This window comes from Pseudomonas sp. Z1-12, from assembly GCF_051132015.1.
GTDB classification, from domain to species: domain Bacteria; phylum Pseudomonadota; class Gammaproteobacteria; order Pseudomonadales; family Pseudomonadaceae; genus Aquipseudomonas; species Aquipseudomonas zanjanensis.
On the sequence record NZ_CP071647.1, the window covers coordinates 476,648 to 493,011 of the forward strand.

Sequence of the window (16,364 nt, forward strand, 5' to 3'; positions counted from 1 at the left end):
CAAATCGTTGCTACAACTTCAGCGTTGTCGACGCTTTCAACTGCCACCGCATCATAAAAACAAAGCCAGGGCGTAACTCATGAGTGTTAGTAATCCCACCTTGATCACTTTCGTGATCTACATCGCAGCCATGGTCCTGATCGGCCTGATGGCTTACCGCTCCACCAATAACCTTTCCGACTACATCCTGGGCGGTCGCAGCCTGGGCAGCGTGGTCACGGCGTTGTCCGCCGGTGCTTCCGACATGAGCGGCTGGTTGTTGATGGGTTTGCCGGGTGCCATCTACATGTCCGGCCTGTCGGAAAGCTGGATCGCCATCGGCCTGGTCATCGGTGCCTACCTGAACTGGCTGTTCGTGGCCGGTCGCCTGCGGGTGCAGACCGAGCACAACGGTGACGCCCTGACGCTGCCGGATTACTTCTCCAGCCGTTTCGAAGACACGAGCGGCCTGCTGCGGATCATCTCTGCGGTGGTGATCCTGGTGTTCTTCACCATCTACTGCGCTTCCGGCATCGTGGCCGGTGCCCGTCTGTTCGAAAGCACCTTCGGCATGTCCTACGAGACCGCGCTGTGGGCCGGTGCTGCCGCGACCATCGCCTACACCTTCGTCGGTGGTTTCCTGGCGGTGAGCTGGACCGACACCGTACAAGCCACCCTGATGATCTTCGCGCTGATCCTCACGCCAATCATCGTACTGTTGGCCACCGGTGGCGTGGACACCACGTTCCTGGCGATCGAAGCGAAAGATCCTACGTCCTTCGACATGCTGAAAAACACCACCTTCATCGGCATTATTTCGCTGATGGGCTGGGGCCTGGGCTACTTCGGCCAACCGCACATCCTGGCGCGCTTCATGGCGGCGGATTCGGTCAAGTCGATTGCCAAGGCGCGTCGTATCTCCATGGCCTGGATGATCCTGTGCCTGGGCGGCACCGTGGCGGTTGGCTTCTTCGGTATCGCCTACTTCTCGGCGCACCCTGAAGTGGCCGGTCCCGTGACCGAAAACCCTGAGCGCGTGTTCATCGAGCTGGCGAAGATCCTGTTCAACCCTTGGGTTGCCGGTGTCCTGCTGTCGGCCATCCTGGCGGCGGTGATGAGCACCCTGAGCTGCCAGTTGCTGGTGTGCTCCAGCGCCCTGACCGAAGACTTCTACAAGACCTTCCTGCGCAAGAGCGCTTCCCAGCTGGAACTGGTCTGGGTCGGTCGCGCCATGGTGCTGCTGGTGGCCTTGGTTGCCATTGCCCTGGCCGCCAACCCGGAAAACCGTGTACTGGGCCTGGTGAGCTACGCCTGGGCCGGCTTCGGTGCCGCCTTCGGTCCGGTGGTCCTGATCTCCGTGGTCTGGAAGAACATGACTCGCAACGGCGCCCTGGCCGGTATCCTGGTCGGTGCGATCACCGTCGTTGTCTGGAAGCATTTCGAGCTGCTGGGTCTGTACGAAATCATCCCAGGCTTCATCTTCGCCAGCCTGGCTATCTACTTCGTCAGCAAGATGGGCACGCCTACCACCGGTATGGTGCAGCGCTTCGAAGCGGCCGAGAAAGATTTCCGTCTGAACCAGTAAGACTTTCTGCGCGGCCTTGAGCCCGCAGGTGATCCAATGTGGCGAGGGAGCTTGCTCCCGCTTGAGTGCGAAGCGCTCACAAAAAGGGACTGCTACGCAGTCCAGCGGGAGCAAGCTCCCTCGCCACGGATATCACTTCATCTCGGCATCAGGCTGGTTGAGAAAGATCAACACGCCCAGGATCGCCATGTAGAATCTGAACGCAGCGTCCTGGCCATTCCAGATTTCTGATTGCCACATCAGGAACCATTCGCCGCCGACCACCATGAAACCAAAGAACCAGACGAAGAAACCGACCGTCAACCCGGCCACGGTCCATCGTTTGGCGCGGGCAAACACCCCGGCCTCGGCCCGGCGTGCCTGCCACAGTTTCACTGCGCCGTAGCCTAGCAGCCCCGCCGTCAATGCCTCGCCGAAGATGATCAGCCAATAGGCGCCGTGCCACATCCATGGTTTATCGAGGGCGCGATACCGGGCGGCATTGTCGGGGAAGGTGGTGTCCATGCTCAGGACATGCTGGACGAAATTGAAATTGGAGCGGTAGTCCGTGAGGTTGTTGAACACCGTCAGGAAGGCGAATGCAGCGAGTGCCAGGGTCATTGCGATTTTTGCGTAGCGTGTCGTCATGTCATGCGTCCTTTGCTTTTTGCGACTGACGCACGTTATCACGCCCACTGTTGGCCAGAGATCGAGCACGTTGCAAGAAACTGCTGATTCGTTTGTAGGACGGTAGCGGTTGGCCGTGATGCTTCGAATGTCTATCGGAAAATGCATCACGCTTAGCAGCTTTTGGCTTCTTGGCTGTAGGGCAAATCTGTTTTTTTGCGCCTCCAATACACGTCCCTGGTGCTCGTGCAGAATCATCCACCTCCATTCAGCAGAGGCACATAGGATGTTCCCGCCGCGATTCACGCTGACGCTCGACAACCAACCGAGCGAGCTCAAGGTGCTTGAGTTCAAGGGCACGGAAGCCATCAGCCAGCCCTATCGTTTTGACCTGGAACTGGTCAGCGAACGGTCCGACCTGGCACTGGAAGAGCTTCTGCATCGTCAGGCATTCCTGGGGTTCGACGACCGGGACGGTGGCATACACGGTCAGCTCTATAGCGTCGCCCAAGGCGACTCGGGCAAGCGCCTGACTCGCTACCAGGTCACTTTGGTGCCGCGCCTGGCCTACTTGCGCCATCGTATCAACCAGCGGATCTTCCAGCGCTTGAGCGTGCCCGCTATCGTCGCCCAAGTCTTGAAGGATCACGGGATCCTGGCGGGTGCCTACGAATTCACCCTCGCAGGGCAATACCCCGAGCGTGAATACTGTGTGCAGTACGGTGAAAGCGACCTGGCGTTCATTGAGCGGATCTGCGCTGAAGTCGGTATCCACTACCATTTTCGCCACCGCCCTGACGGTCATCTGCTGGTGTTCGGTGATGACCAGACCGTGTTTCCTTGCCTGCCCGAATCGACGTTGTACCTTCCCGACAGCGGCATGGCTGCCGACGCGCCGGCCATCAAGCGCTTGGCGGTGCGAATCCAGACCCATACCACGGCCGTGACGTTGCGCGACTACGACTTCCGCAAGCCTGGCGTGACATTGCAAGCCGAGCTCTACAATCGGCAACGTCCTGTCCTTGAGGACTATCGCTACCCCGGTGGGTTCTGCGACCGTGACGATGGCAAGCACCTGACCCGACGCGCCCTTGAGCGTCACGGCGCCAATCATCGCGTGGCACAGGGCGACAGCGATGACAGCGCCTTCGTCAGCGGGCATTTCATGCGCATCAAGAACCATCCCCGGGAACAGTGGAACGATCTGTGGCTCCTGACCCAGATCAGCCATCATGGCCGTCAACCCCAGGTGCGGGAAGAAACAGCCTCCTCCAGTCCGGATGAATTCCAGGGTTATAGAAATACCTTCTTCGCCACGCCATGGGACGTGTTCTTTCGGCCGTCCTTGCAGCACGAAAAGCCCCATGCCCACGGCTATCAATCAGCGGTGGTGACCGGGCCGCAGGGCAGCGAGATCCATTGCGATGAATTCGGGCGGGTCAAGGTGCAACTGGTCTGGGATCGTCACGGCCAGCGCGATGAGCATTCCAGTTGCTGGCTGCGAGTGGCCGCGGGTTGGGCCCATGATCGCTACGGTGCGGTGATGATTCCCCGGGTCGGCATGGAAGTGCTGGTGGGGTTCATCGATGGCGACGTGGACAAGCCGTTGGTGGTCGGTTGCCTGCCCAATGGCGCCAACCCGGTGCCGCTGGAACTGCCGGCGGACAAGACCCGCAGTATCTGGCGCAGCCAGAGCAGCCCTGGTGGCGAAGGCTATAACGAACTGCGCATCGAGGACCGCAAGGGGGCCGAGGAGATCTACCTTCGGGCCCAGCGAAACTGGACCCAGCATGTGTTGCACGATCAGCGGGTGCAGGTCGATCACGAGCGTAGCATCGTTGTCACCGGCACGGCGCGGCACGAGCTAAAGGCCGATGAGCAGCGCGTCACCCACGGTAGGCGCCAGGCTGAAGTCCGCCAGGACGATCACTTGCTGGTGAGTGGCGAGCGGCATATTCGGGTGACCAGCCAGGTCCTGAACGCCGGCCAGCAGTTTCATGTCAGTGCCGGCCAGCAAGTGGTTCTGGACGGTGGCGCTAGTGTGACCCTCCAGGCTGGCGGCCATTGGATCAACATCGGTGCCGGTGGGATTTTCAGCAGTGTGCCGATCGAGGTCGGTGGGGCGCCGATGGCGGTGATGGACGCGGCAGCGGGTTCGCCGGGCGGCGCCGGGAAACCGGTCCCAGCGGCGGCGCCTCGGCTTTCCGTGGCGCAAGTCCTCAGTTTCCAAGGCTCGGCGCCATTCTGTGAGGAATGTGAACGTTGTAGAAACGGCGTCTGCACAGTGCCGCCGGTTACTCATAAACCTGTCAATGGCCGGAGGCGTGCATGAACGGCGACCCATCTCCCCGAGCATGGCTTGAGCACCATCCGCTGCAGGCGTCCGAGCAACTGTTCGCCATTTTCAGCAGCGCCAGCAGCGCTGGGCCGTTATCGGCCTGGCGGCGCTCGATGGCCACGACGCCCACGCCGATCTGGGCCGACACGCCGTATGCCGGATGGGAAGCGGTCATGCCTTATGTAGGGCTTGTTCGCGCAGACAGTGAGTTCCTTGACTGGATAGCGGCCACCGATTCACTCGATTGGGGGTGGCTGGCGGTGGCGCGTGCTGGCCAGGAAGACCTTGCCGAGCATTTACGTGGGCTCACCCAGGTGTTGCTGCCGGGTGGCAAGGCGGTTTTCCTGCGCTTTTGGGATGGGCGGTTCATGGGGCCGATCCTGCAATCGACGGCGGTGGACGCCGGGCAGCTCTTGCCGGTGATCAGTCGTTGCCTGATCAACGGTCAATCTCTTGAGTTCGTGGGAAACGTCCAGCGACCGGCCCGAATTTTTCCTTGGTGGGAAGTGCCGGTGGCGCTGCTGGAGGCCATGGCCGAGGGGTCGATGGACTGTCTGGTGGATAACTTGCTCACATGGCTGGGCGAAGAGCATCCGTCTCTGTGTGAGCGGGTCGACCAGCGCATCCTGCGGTGCAAGATTACCCATTTTCTTCAGCGATCGAAGCCGCTTGCCGCGCCCAAGGCGCCCTTGCAGGCGTACTTGCTGCGCGAGCTTGCTGATCGTGGCGTGTCCGCCGGGCTGCCAACCCCTGACGTTCGACGCGCTTCAAGGTAAACTCGTCGCCCTTCGCAGGAGCCGCCATGAATTATCGCCACGCCTTCCACGCCGGCAATCACGCCGACGTGTTCAAACACCTGACCTTGACCCGCCTCATCGCGCTGATGTCGCGCAAGGAACAGCCCTTCGCCTACCTCGATACCCACGCGGGCATCGGGCTGTATGACTTGCAGGGCGACCAGGCCAATCGTACCGGTGAGTACTTGGAAGGCATCGCGCGGTTGTGGGGCGAGGGCGACCTGCCGCCGTTGACTGCCGACTACATGAAAGTGCTGCACGAGATGAACCCGGACGGGGAATTGCGCTACTACCCGGGCTCGCCGGAACTGGCGCGGCGCCTGACCCGTCCGCACGACCGTGTGCTGCTTAATGAGAAACATCCGGAAGACGGCGTGTTGCTCAAGGACAACATGAAAGGCGACCGTCGCGTGGCGGTGCACCTGGGTGAAGGCTGGCATGTGCCGCGGGCGTTGCTGCCGGTGGCGGAAAAACGTGCGCTGATGCTGATCGATCCACCCTTCGAACAGCTTGACGAAATGCAACGCTGTGCCGCCTCGCTCAAGGAGGCGATTGGCCGGATGCGCCAGACGGTGGCGGCCATCTGGTACCCGGTGAAGGACCAGCGGATGTTGCGTCGTTTCTACCAAGACCTGGCTGGCACGGGCGCGCCGAAGCTGTTGCGGGTGGAACTGTTGGTGCACCCGCTGGCGACGCCCAACAGCCTGAACGGTTCCGGCCTGGCGATTGCCAACCCGCCGTGGGGACTGGAAGAAGAGTTGCGTGAGCTGCTGCCGTGGCTGTCGAAAAAGCTCGGGCAGACCCAAGGTGGGTGGCAGATGGATTGGTTGATCGCTGAGAGCTGATGGTTTGAGGGCGTCTGGAAGGGCGCCATCGCGAGCAAGCTCGCTCCCACAGGGTTCAGGGCGAACAGAAATATTGGACACACCTCAGAACCAGTGTGGGAGCGAGCTTGCTCGCGATGGCGGCGGCACATTCAGCATTACCGCTCCAGACCCACCGCTATCGCGAGCAGGCTCGCTCCCACATTGGCCCTGGTGTGCATGCAACATTTGGGTATGCCGCTGGACCTGTGGGAGCGAGCCTGCTCGCGAAGCTTGTAGTCAGATCGGGCAGGTCACGCCGGTGCCGCCGATCCCGCAATAGCCTTCAGGATTCTTCGCCAGGTACTGCTGGTGATAGGCCTCGGCGAAGTAGAACGTCGGCGCTTCTTCGATTTCGGTGGTGATGGTGCCTTTGCCGGCCTTGGTCAGCTCAGCCTGGAAGACTTGCTCGCTGTGTCTGGCCGCTGCCAGTTGAGTCGGGTTCGTGGCATAGATCACCGAACGGTACTGGGTGCCGATGTCGTTCCCCTGGCGCATGCCCTGGGTCGGGTTGTGCAGTTCCCAGAACATCTTCAGCAGCTCTTCGTAGCTGACTTTCGCTGGCTCGTAGACCACCAGGACCACTTCGCTGTGGCCGGTAAGGCCCGAGCAGACCTCTTCATACGTCGGGTTCGGCGTGAAACCGCCGGCGTAACCCACCGCGGTACTGACCACGCCTTCACGCTGCCAGAACTTGCGCTCTGCGCCCCAGAAGCAACCGAGGCCGAAGATCGCGAAGTCCACATCCATGGCAAACGGGCCCAGCAGGGGCGCGTCGTGGACGAAGTGTTTTTCCGGCACGGTCATCGGGGTTTCACGGCCAGGCAGAGCTTGATCAGGAGTAGGAAGCACGTTTTTGTTCACCAGGATTTCCGAGCGCAAGACCATGATCAGTCCTCTCAGTCAGATGGATTTGAGCGAAATAGACCGTCAGTGTGCCTCAGAAAAGCCGCCGCAAGCTATACGCAGCTGTCAGACCAGAGGCCCGCGCGGGTAGCGCTTGAGCTTTTCGATCAGCTCCGCGCCAGGGATTGGCCGGTCGAACAGGTAGCCCTGGCCGACGTCGCAACGATGACGCCGCAGGAACGTCAGTTGCTGGGCGGTTTCGATGCCTTCGGCCACGACCTTGAGTTTCAGGTTGTGGGCCATGGCGATCACCGCCGAGGTGATTTCCATGTCGTCCTGGTTGTCGGGGATCTCATGGATGAAGCTGCGATCGATCTTGATGATGTCGATCGGGAATTTCTTCAGGTAGCTGAGGGACGAATAACCGGTGCCGAAGTCGTCCATGGCCAGGGTCAGGCCCAGGCGCTTGAGCTGGTCGAGCTGCAAGTGGGTGTCTTCGGTGGCTTCCAGCAGCAGGCCTTCGGTCAGCTCCAGTTCCAGCAGCCGCGCCGGCAGTTGTTCCTCCTTGAGGATGCTGGCGATGGAGGCGACCAGGTCCGGGTCGGAGAACTGCTTGGGTGACAAGTTGATCGCCACTTGCAGGTTACCCAGGCCGGCGGCGGTCAGCTGTTTGCTCATCCGGCAGGCCTGGCGGGCGATCCATTTGCCAATGGGGATGATCAGGCCGGTTTCTTCGGCCACGCTGATGAACTGGTCCGGGCGGATCATGCCCTTTTCCGGATGATTCCAGCGCAGCAGCGCTTCCATGCCCAGCAGGCGGCCGCTGCGCAGGCACAGCTTGGGCTGGTAGAACACGTCCAGTTCGTTCTGGGTCAAGGCGCGTCGCAGGTTGTTTTCCACGAACAGCTTGTAGCTGGCCTCGGCATTCAGTGCTTCGGTGAACACTTGGACCTGGTGCTTGCCGTTGGCCTTGGCCTTGTGCAGGGCAAGGCCGGCGTTGCGCATCAGCGTCTGCGGGTCGCGACCGTGCAGCGGCGCGCAGGCGAGGCCCACGGAGCCGGTCACGCTGATCAACTGGTTGTCGACGAACATCGGTTTGTCGAGGGTCATCAGCAACTGGCTGGCGATCTGCTGCCCGGCCTCCAGATCGGTGTCGTCCAGCAGCACCGCGAATTCGTTACTGGCGAAGCGCGCCAGGCTGCCACTGGGGCTCAAGCTGTTGCGCAGGCGCCGGGCCAGGCTGATCAACAGTTTGTCGCCGGTCTGGTGGCCGAGACTGTCGTTGATGCGCTTGAAGTTGTCGATGTCCACCAGCAGCAGACTGATAGGCGAGTCACTGTCCCGGGCGAAGCGTTCATCGAGGTTGCGGATGAACGCCGGGCGATTGCCCAGGTTGGTCAGATTGTCGGTGTAGGCCAGGCGCTCGATGCGCTGCTGGGCCAGCTTGGTCTGGGTGATGTCTTCGTAGATGCCGATATAGTGGGTCAACTCGCGGTTGTCGCCGTAGACCTTGGAAATCGACAACTGGCCCCAGTAGGGTTCCAGGTTCTTGCGCCGGCTCTTGAACTCGCCCTGCCAGCTATTGCTCTGGGCCAGCGCCGAGGGCGCGTCGAACAGCAGTTCGCTGAGGTTTTCCAGGGCCGGCAGTTCCGAGAGACGCTGGCCGTGGACTTCCTCGGTGGTGTACTGGGTGATCGCGGTGAAGCTTGGGTTGACGTACTCCACCACGCCGTCGCAATTGACCAGCAGGAACGCGTTGGCGCTCTGCTCCACGGCCCGCTGGAACAGGTGCAGGGCGCTGGTGGCGGTGCGTCGGTTGTGGTTGTTGATGACTTGGGCGAACTGGTCCGCCAGCTCGCCGGCAAAGGCGATTTCATCCGACTGCCAGGCGCGGGTGGCGCCCACTTGTTCCAGGCACAGCACGCCCACCACTTGGCCGTCGATACGCACGCTGGCGTCGAGAATGGCGTTGACGTCGCGAGCGCGCAGGTTCCCGGCCATTTCCCGGGTACGCGGGTCGCGCATCGCATTGTGGGCGTCGATGGCGCGGCAGGTCTGCAGCGCCTCCATGTAGTCGGGAAACTCGTTGGCGTCGATCACCGCTGGCAGGAAATATTCCTGGGACGCGCGGTTATAGGCGGAAATCGGCACCAGCTTGCCATCGTCGAGGTTCCAGATACTGGCGCAATCGATCTGGTAGATGTCGCAGGCGCTGCGGGTGATGAGTTCAGCCGCTTCGAGCAGGGAATTGTTGGCGCTGTAGCGTTGGCGGGTCAGTAGCAGGATCAGGTCCTGTTGGGCACGTACGCGGTCCAGATGCTGGAGTTGTTCTTGCTGGGCGCGCTGGTTCAGTTCCAGGGCGATCTGCAGGCGCGAGTTCTGGGTTTCCAGGTCCAGGGCCGGCATGGAGGGTTCGCTTTGCAGCAAATTGTCCACTACCAGCAGGTAGCCGCGCAGCAGGTGGCGATTGTGCTGTTTATAGGCTTCGCCCGTCTCCAGCACGTTCATCGGCCCCTTGGCGGTGTGGAGCGTGTAGCGAATCTGGTAATGCGCGGCCTGGGCCAGTTGCTGCTGGATGGCGTCGTGCAGTTGATAGCGCGCTTCGGGCTCCATCAGGCTGGCGTAGGGCGAACTGACCAGCGAGCACAGCTCTACCGCCGGCAGGCCGAAGTGTCGCTCGCAATTGGGGTCGAGGAACAACAGCGCCCAGCTAGCTTCATTCAGCCGTTCGAAACGCAGCATACCGAGCCGCGCGGGCACCGGTAACTGCGTCACTACCTCGGCCGCCATACGGCTGGCGGCATCGGGTTGGCTTTTCATGGGGAAACTCGCTTCGAAAATGCTGATCGCGCCGGGCTGACGCCCTCGTTATTACGGATTGGCGCAAGGTTGCATCATTGCAGCACTGGCTGACAAGAGAGATGAAGGCCAAGTGCTATAAACCTTTTATCGGCCGACAACGGGATTTCTCCAGTCGCCAGCCGATCAGAGGGCATGGAAGTTCATCGCAGCGGGATATCGACTGCCTGCAAGGGCCTTGCGTCACGGTCGTGGAAGGTGACCTGGAGGCTCTGCGCCGTGACCTGCAGGTGGGCGAAGTTGTCCTGGCTCACCACTTCGCTGGTCAGTTCATAGCGGTACTCACCGCTGTCCGTGCGGGCCATGGGCCGGTGGAAAATAAAATCCGCGGCTTTTGCAAAAGGCAGCAGTTTGCTGTTGTAGAACGGCGAGGAAACCACGGTGTTGACCTCGAAATCAGGATCCTCGCTGTGCCGCAGCCGGCTGGTCATGGAACCGTGGACGTCACCCGAAATGAACACTACGTTTTTGATCCGCTGACGGCGGATGCTGTCCAGCAGTCGCAGCCGTTGTGCCGGAAACGCCTGCCAGGCATCGCCGTCATTGCGCTTGCTGTCTGGGAAAAACATCACACTGGTGACGACGAGCTTGACCCGGGCGGGGCTGCTGACGAGCCATTCAAGCAGGGCCTGTTCCTGTTCATGGTCGAGGATGCGCCGGTCGTCCGCCGACAGGTTGCGTTGCGTCCGGCTGTCGGTAACGAACCAATGGATATCCCCGTGGGCAAAGGTGTACCAGTAGCGGGTCAACGCCCTGTTTAATGTTCCGTCGCCCGACAGTTCATGGACGGGCCCGTGGCTGGCCTGGTAAAGCCGATAAGCGCTCATGGCATTGGCATACAGGAGGTCGTCCTGGGCGGTTCTCCTGGCGGGCCAGTTGTCTTCGATTTCATGGTCGTCGAGGATCATGTAGGTCGGGGTGCCAGCCATCAGCTTGCTGATCTGCGGCTGGGCAAATACCGTTCGGTATCTGAAGAGGATGTTTTTATAGGCTCGGTCCGGGCCGATGACATTCAAGTCATCGAGGTAAACCTGGTCGCCGGTCATCAATACCGCGCTGATCGGCGGGTCGGCTTGTTCGACGACGCGATTGATGCCGGCGAAGGTGCGATCCCCAAGGGCAGGTAGCAGCGGGGTGTTGGCGACGATCCGCAAGTAGCGACACGAGCCCACGATATAAGCCCGCGGCGCATCGGTTTTATCGGTCGGCGTGCGCAAGCAATAGGTGTTCCTGGGCCATTGCAAGGGCAGTTCCTGAATGGTTTCCACGGTATGGGTCGGGCTCAGGGGGCTGAACCAGCCGGCCTGGTATTCGTAGGCGGTGTCGGGTTGAAGACCTTTCAACACGATGACATCGGACATGTCGCGGTAGGCCTTCAGTTGGACAAATTGCCCTTTCGACCAGCCTGTATTCCCTCGGCGTCGGTGGCGGATGCCGGCAAATACCTGGCTGTTGCCATGATCGCCGCGCAGGAATATCCGGGCATGGTCCGTGGTCGTGTGCCCGACAATCGGGCCGACGGTAGGTTTGAACATATTCGAATCCATTCGAAGTTTTAATGGCGCACCCATCAAGGTGCCTTGGCGGTTCGATGCTAAAGCTCGGCGGGCGATAAATATCGATAGGGAAGGGGGCGCGGGTTGTGGGGAATGACTACAGGGGGCGTAGTCATTTAAAACTGGCGGGGTAGGAAAATTGCCGGGCTGTCTGACATACCGCTATCGCGAGCAAGCTCGCTCCCACAGGAGGGGCTCTTCAGTTTCAAGTGCAGTGCGGCACCACAAGACCCTTGTGGGAGCGAGCTTGCTCGCGATGAGGCCGGCCCATCCAGCATCCCTGTACCTGGCTTGATTTCCAGGCAAAAAAAGCCCCGCCAAACGGACGGGGTTGAGGTACGAGCGTGGCGCTCGGAAACGGTGCTCCGAATGGCCCTCCCAAGGGAGGGCCGCCCGGTGTTACAGCAGGATGGTGCGGATGTCGCCCAGCAAGTCGCTCAGGCGCTTGGTGAAGCGTGCGGCGGCGGCGCCGTTGATCACACGGTGATCGTAGGACAGCGACAGTGGCAGCATCAGCTTCGGCTGGAAGGCTTTACCGTCCCAGACTGGCTGGATGGTGGCCTTGGAAACACCCAGGATCGCCACTTCCGGCGCGTTGACGATCGGCGTGAAGCCGGTGCCGCCAATGTGGCCGAGGCTGGAGATGGTGAAGCAGGCGCCCTGCATGTCGTCGGCGGTGAGCTTCTTGTTCCGGGCTTTTTCGGCCAGGGCAGCGGCTTCGCCAGCCAGTTGCAGCAGGCTCTTCTGGTCGACGTTGCGGATGACCGGTACCAGCAGACCTTCCGGGGTGTCGACGGCAAAGCCGATGTGCACGTATTTCTTGCGGATCACAGCCTTGCCGCTTGGGGCCAGGGAGCTGTTGAAGTCCGGCAGTTCCTTGAGCAGGTGCGCACAGGCCTTGAGCAGCAATGGCAGCACGGTCAGCTTCACGCCGGCCTTTTCCGCCACGGCTTTCTGCGCGACGCGGAAAGCTTCCAGCTCGGTGATATCGGCCTGGTCGAACTGCGTCACGTGCGGGATGTTCAGCCAGCTGCGGTGCAGGCTCGACGCGCCGATCTGCATCAGGCGAGTCATGGCCACTTCTTCGGTTTCGCCGAAGCGGCTGAAGTCCACCGCCGGGATCGGCGGGATGCCCGCGCCGCCGGTGGCGCCTTCGGTCGGTGCGTTCTTGGCCTTCTGCATCATGGCCTTGACGTAGGCTTGCACGTCTTCCTTGAGCACGCGACCGTGAGGGCCGCTCGGGCCTACGGCGGACAGCTCGACACCGAATTCACGGGCCAGCTGACGCACCGCTGGGCCGGCATGCACCTTGGCACCGCTAGGCGCAGGCGCAGCGGCGACAGGAGCAGGGGCTGCTTCAGCCTTGGCCGCAGGCGCGGCGGCTGGTGTTGGAGCGGCCTCAGCCTTGGCGGCCGGGGCAGGCGCTGCAGGTGCCGAGGCGCCGGCTACTTTCAGCTTCAGGATCAGGTCACCGGTGCCGACTTCGTCGTCCAGCTTGACCTCGACGCTTTCCACCACACCGGCGGCCGGCGATGGGATTTCCATGCTGGCCTTGTCGGATTCCAGGGTGATCAGCGACTGGTCGGCTTCGACGGTGTCGCCAGCCTTGACCAACACTTCGATGATCTTGGCCTTGCCCGACGAACCGATGTCCGGGACATGGATGTCCTGGACGCTGGCAGCGGCAGGCGCCGCAGCGGGCGCGGGAGCCGCTTCGGCAGCCGGCGCGGCGGCAGGCTTTTCAGCCGCTGCCGGGGCAGCCGCAGGGGCGGCCGCTTCAGGCGCCGCAGCGGCGCCCTCGACTTCCAGCTCCAGCAGTTCGTCGCCTTCCTTCAAGCGGTCGCCCAGCTTCACTTTCAGGCTCTTGATGACACCGGCCTTCGGCGCAGGCACTTCCATGCTGGCCTTGTCCGATTCAAGCGTCAGGATGCTCTGGTCGGCTTCGATACGGTCGCCGACCTTCACAAACAGTTCAATTACTTCACCTTCACCGCTGCCGATGTCAGGTACGCGAATGAGTTCGCTCACGAAAATTCTCCTCAGCAGTCCAGTGGGTTGCGTTTTTCCGGATCGATGCCGAACTTGGCGATGGCTTCGGCCACCACTTTAGGTTCGATATCGCCACGGTCAGCCAGGGCTTCCAGGGCTGCCAACACAACGAACTTACGGTCGACTTCGAAGAAGTGACGCAGCTTCTTGCGGCTGTCGCTACGGCCGAAACCGTCGGTGCCCAGCACTTTGAATTCCTTGGAAGGCACCCACTGGCGGATCTGCTCGGCGAACAGCTTCATGTAGTCGGTGGAGGCGATGACCGGACCTTTGCGACCGTTCAGGCACTCTTCGACGTAGCTCAGCTTTGGCTTCTGGCCAGGGTGCAGGCGGTTGCTGCGTTCTACGGCCAGGCCGTCGCGACGCAGTTCGTTGAAGCTGGTGACGCTCCAGACGTCGGCACCGACGTTGAACTCTTCACGCAGGATCTTCGCCGCTTCACGCACTTCACGCAGGATGGTGCCGGAGCCCATCAGTTGAACGTGATGCGCCGCTTCGCGGGTGTCTTCCTCGAGCAGGTACATGCCCTTGACGATGCCTGCTTCCACGCCGGCCGGCATGGCTGGCTGCTGGTAGGACTCGTTCATCACGGTGATGTAGTAGAAGACGTCCTGTTGCTCTTCGGTCATCTTCTTCATGCCGTCCTGGATGATCACCGCCAGCTCGTAGCCGTAGGTCGGATCATAGGTGCGGCAGTTCGGGATGGTCCCGGCCAGCATGTGGCTGTGGCCGTCTTCGTGCTGCAGGCCTTCACCGTTGAGGGTGGTACGGCCGGCGGTGCCGCCGATCAGGAAGCCACGGGTGCGGCTGTCGCCAGCGGCCCAGGCCAGGTCACCGATACGCTGGAAGCCGAACATCGAGTAGAAGATGTAGAACGGCAGCATCGGCTGGTTGTGGCTGGAGTACGAAGTACCGGCGGCAATGAAGGAGCTCATGGCGCCCGCTTCGTTGATGCCTTCCTCGAGGATCTGGCCCTTCTTGTCTTCGCGGTAGAACATCACCTGGTCTTTATCGACTGGCTCGTAGAGCTGGCCGACGGACGAGTAGATGCCCAACTGGCGGAACATGCCTTCCATACCGAAGGTACGGGCTTCGTCCGGGATGATCGGGACGATGCGCTGGCCGATTTCCTTGTCCTTGACCAATTGCGCGAGGATCCGCACGAAGGCCATGGTGGTGGAGATTTCACGGTCGCCCGAGCCGTCCAGGATTGCCTTGAGGGTTTCCAGTGGCGGGGTCGGGATGCTGAAGCTCTTGGCGCGACGCTGCGGCACGAAACCGCCCAGGGCGGCACGGCGCTCGGCCAGGTAACGGGCTTCGGCGCTGCCTTCTTCCGGCTTGAAGAACGGCAGGTTTTCCAGCTCGCTGTCCTTGACCGGAATGTCGAAACGGTCGCGGAACAGCTTCAGGCTGTCGACATCGACTTTCTTGGTGTTGTGCGCGGTGTTCTTCGCTTCGCCGGCACCGGTGCCATAACCCTTGATGGTCTTGGCCAGGATGACGGTCGGCTGTTCTTTGTGGTTGACCGCCTGGTGGTACGCCGCGTAGACCTTGTACGGGTCGTGGCCGCCACGGTTGAGCTTCCAGATCTCGTCGTCGGACAGGTCGGCGACCATGGCCTTGAGTTCAGGCGAGTTGAAGAAGTGCTCGCGGACGAACGCGCCGTCCTTGGCCTTGTAGTTCTGGTATTCGCCGTCGATGACTTCGTCCATGCGACGTTGCAGGATGCCGTCGACGTCCTTGGCCAGCAGTGGGTCCCAGAAGCGGCCCCAGATGACTTTGTTGACGTTCCACTGGGCGCCACGGAACACGCCTTCGAGTTCCTGGATGATCTTGGCGTTGCCGCGAACCGGGCCGTCGAGGCGCTGCAGGTTGCAGTTGATGACAAAGATCAGGTTGTCCAGCTTCTCGCGGCCGGCCAGGGAGATCGCGCCCAGGGATTCCGGCTCGTCGCACTCGCCGTCGCCCATGAAGCACCAGACCTTCTGCTTGCCTGGCTGGATGAAGCCACGAGCTTCCAGGTACTTCATGAAGCGTGCCTGGTAGATCGCCTGGATCGGGCCCAGGCCCATGGAAACGGTCGGGAACTGCCAGAAGTCCGGCATCAGCCAAGGGTGCGGGTACGAGGACAGGCCGTTGCCGTCCACTTCCTGGCGGAAGTTGTTCATCTGGTCTTCGGTAATGCGGCCTTCCATGAACGCACGGGCGTAGACGCCTGGCGATGCGTGACCCTGGAAGTAGATCAGGTCGCCGCCGTGTTCGTCGGTCGGGGCCTGGAAGAAGTAGTTGAAGCCGATGTCATACAGCGTCGCGCTGGAGGCGAAGCTGGAGATGTGACCGCCCAGGTCAGAATCTTTCAGGTTGGTACGCATGACCATGGCCAACGCGTTCCAGCGTACCAGCGAGCGAATGCGGCGTTCCATGAACAGGTCGCCAGGCATGCGTGCTTCGTGGGTAACGGGGATCGTGTTGCGGTACGGCGTGGTGATGGCGTAGGGCAGTTGCGAACCGCTGCGGGTCGCGAGTTCGCCCATACGGGTCATCAGATAATGAGCACGGTCTTCGCCTTCTTTGTCGAGAACCGATTCCAGGGCGTCCAGCCATTCCTGGGTTTCGACGGGATCGAGGTCTTGCATGGCTTGCTCCAGGGCGGAAAGGCTACCAGAATCGGTTGCCTGAGTTTGCGACTGGCCTTGTGGGCAGACGATATAAATTCTTGGATTGCCGAAGGTTGTTTCGGCGGCGTGTAGTTTTACTACAAATCGTCGGCCGTTTCAGCCTTTCGAATGTATAGACGAGTAGTAAAACTACACCTGAGCGGCTCGTGGCCCCTCGTTTCGTTGTGAGAATAATCGTTACTGTTGGTCTTTAGCCAACTCGAACAGG

General features: G+C 61.3%; 10 protein-coding genes. 4 read left to right on the forward strand and 6 right to left on the reverse strand.

The window, feature by feature from the left end; translation table 11 throughout:
• Positions 1–79 precede the first annotated feature (79 nt).
• The gene (putP, locus tag J3P85_RS02100; RefSeq protein WP_186706027.1) at positions 80–1,564 is read left to right on the forward strand and encodes a sodium/proline symporter PutP; all 1,485 of its coding nucleotides are present in this window, start codon (positions 80–82) and stop codon (positions 1,562–1,564) included.
• Positions 1,565–1,696: 132 nt separating this feature from the next.
• Here the strand turns inward: putP and J3P85_RS02105 are convergent, their stop codons facing one another.
• Positions 1,697–2,191, reverse strand: a complete 495-nt coding sequence (locus J3P85_RS02105) for a DUF2165 family protein (RefSeq protein ID WP_434704734.1) — start codon at positions 2,189–2,191, stop codon at positions 1,697–1,699.
• Between the two features lie 265 nt (positions 2,192–2,456).
• On the opposite strand from J3P85_RS02105, the gene J3P85_RS02110 reads away from it, so the two are divergent.
• Genes J3P85_RS02110 through J3P85_RS02120 form a run of 3 tightly spaced genes read left to right on the forward strand, consistent with a single transcriptional unit; the run spans position 2,457 to position 6,150 of the window.
• Positions 2,457–4,502: a type VI secretion system tip protein VgrG gene (locus tag J3P85_RS02110; RefSeq protein ID WP_434704735.1), complete on the forward strand. Its 2,046-nt coding sequence runs from the start codon at positions 2,457–2,459 to the stop codon at positions 4,500–4,502.
• Positions 4,499–5,284: a DUF4123 domain-containing protein gene (locus tag J3P85_RS02115; RefSeq protein WP_434704737.1), complete on the forward strand. Its 786-nt coding sequence runs from the start codon at positions 4,499–4,501 to the stop codon at positions 5,282–5,284. The genes J3P85_RS02110 and J3P85_RS02115 overlap by 4 nt, the downstream gene beginning before the upstream one ends.
• Positions 5,285–5,310: 26 nt before the next feature.
• Positions 5,311–6,150, forward strand: coding sequence for a 23S rRNA (adenine(2030)-N(6))-methyltransferase RlmJ (locus J3P85_RS02120; protein ID WP_434704738.1), 840 nt, complete (start codon positions 5,311–5,313; stop codon positions 6,148–6,150).
• 258 nt (positions 6,151–6,408) lie between these two features.
• Here J3P85_RS02120 and msrA read toward each other — a convergent pair whose 3' ends face one another.
• The 5 genes from msrA to aceE form a co-directional block, all read right to left on the reverse strand.
• Positions 6,409–7,056: a peptide-methionine (S)-S-oxide reductase MsrA gene (gene msrA, locus J3P85_RS02125; protein ID WP_434704739.1), complete on the reverse strand. Its 648-nt coding sequence runs from the start codon at positions 7,054–7,056 to the stop codon at positions 6,409–6,411.
• Between the two features lie 84 nt (positions 7,057–7,140).
• On the reverse strand, positions 7,141–9,834 hold the full coding sequence (locus J3P85_RS02130) for a putative bifunctional diguanylate cyclase/phosphodiesterase (RefSeq protein ID WP_434704740.1): 2,694 nt from the start codon (positions 9,832–9,834) through the stop codon (positions 7,141–7,143).
• A 182-nt stretch (positions 9,835–10,016) separates the two neighbouring features.
• The gene (locus tag J3P85_RS02135; RefSeq protein WP_434704741.1) at positions 10,017–11,408 is read right to left on the reverse strand and encodes an alkaline phosphatase D family protein; all 1,392 of its coding nucleotides are present in this window, start codon (positions 11,406–11,408) and stop codon (positions 10,017–10,019) included.
• Positions 11,409–11,828: 420 nt separating this feature from the next.
• Positions 11,829–13,457 carry a dihydrolipoyllysine-residue acetyltransferase gene (gene aceF, locus J3P85_RS02140; protein ID WP_434704742.1) on the reverse strand — a complete coding sequence of 543 codons (1,629 nt, stop codon included), beginning with the start codon at positions 13,455–13,457 and terminating at the stop codon, positions 11,829–11,831.
• Positions 13,458–13,468: 11 nt separating this feature from the next.
• Entirely contained in the window at positions 13,469–16,114 is a 2,646-nt protein-coding gene (gene aceE / locus J3P85_RS02145) for a pyruvate dehydrogenase (acetyl-transferring), homodimeric type (RefSeq protein WP_053117793.1), read from the reverse strand.
• Positions 16,115–16,364 lie beyond the last annotated feature (250 nt).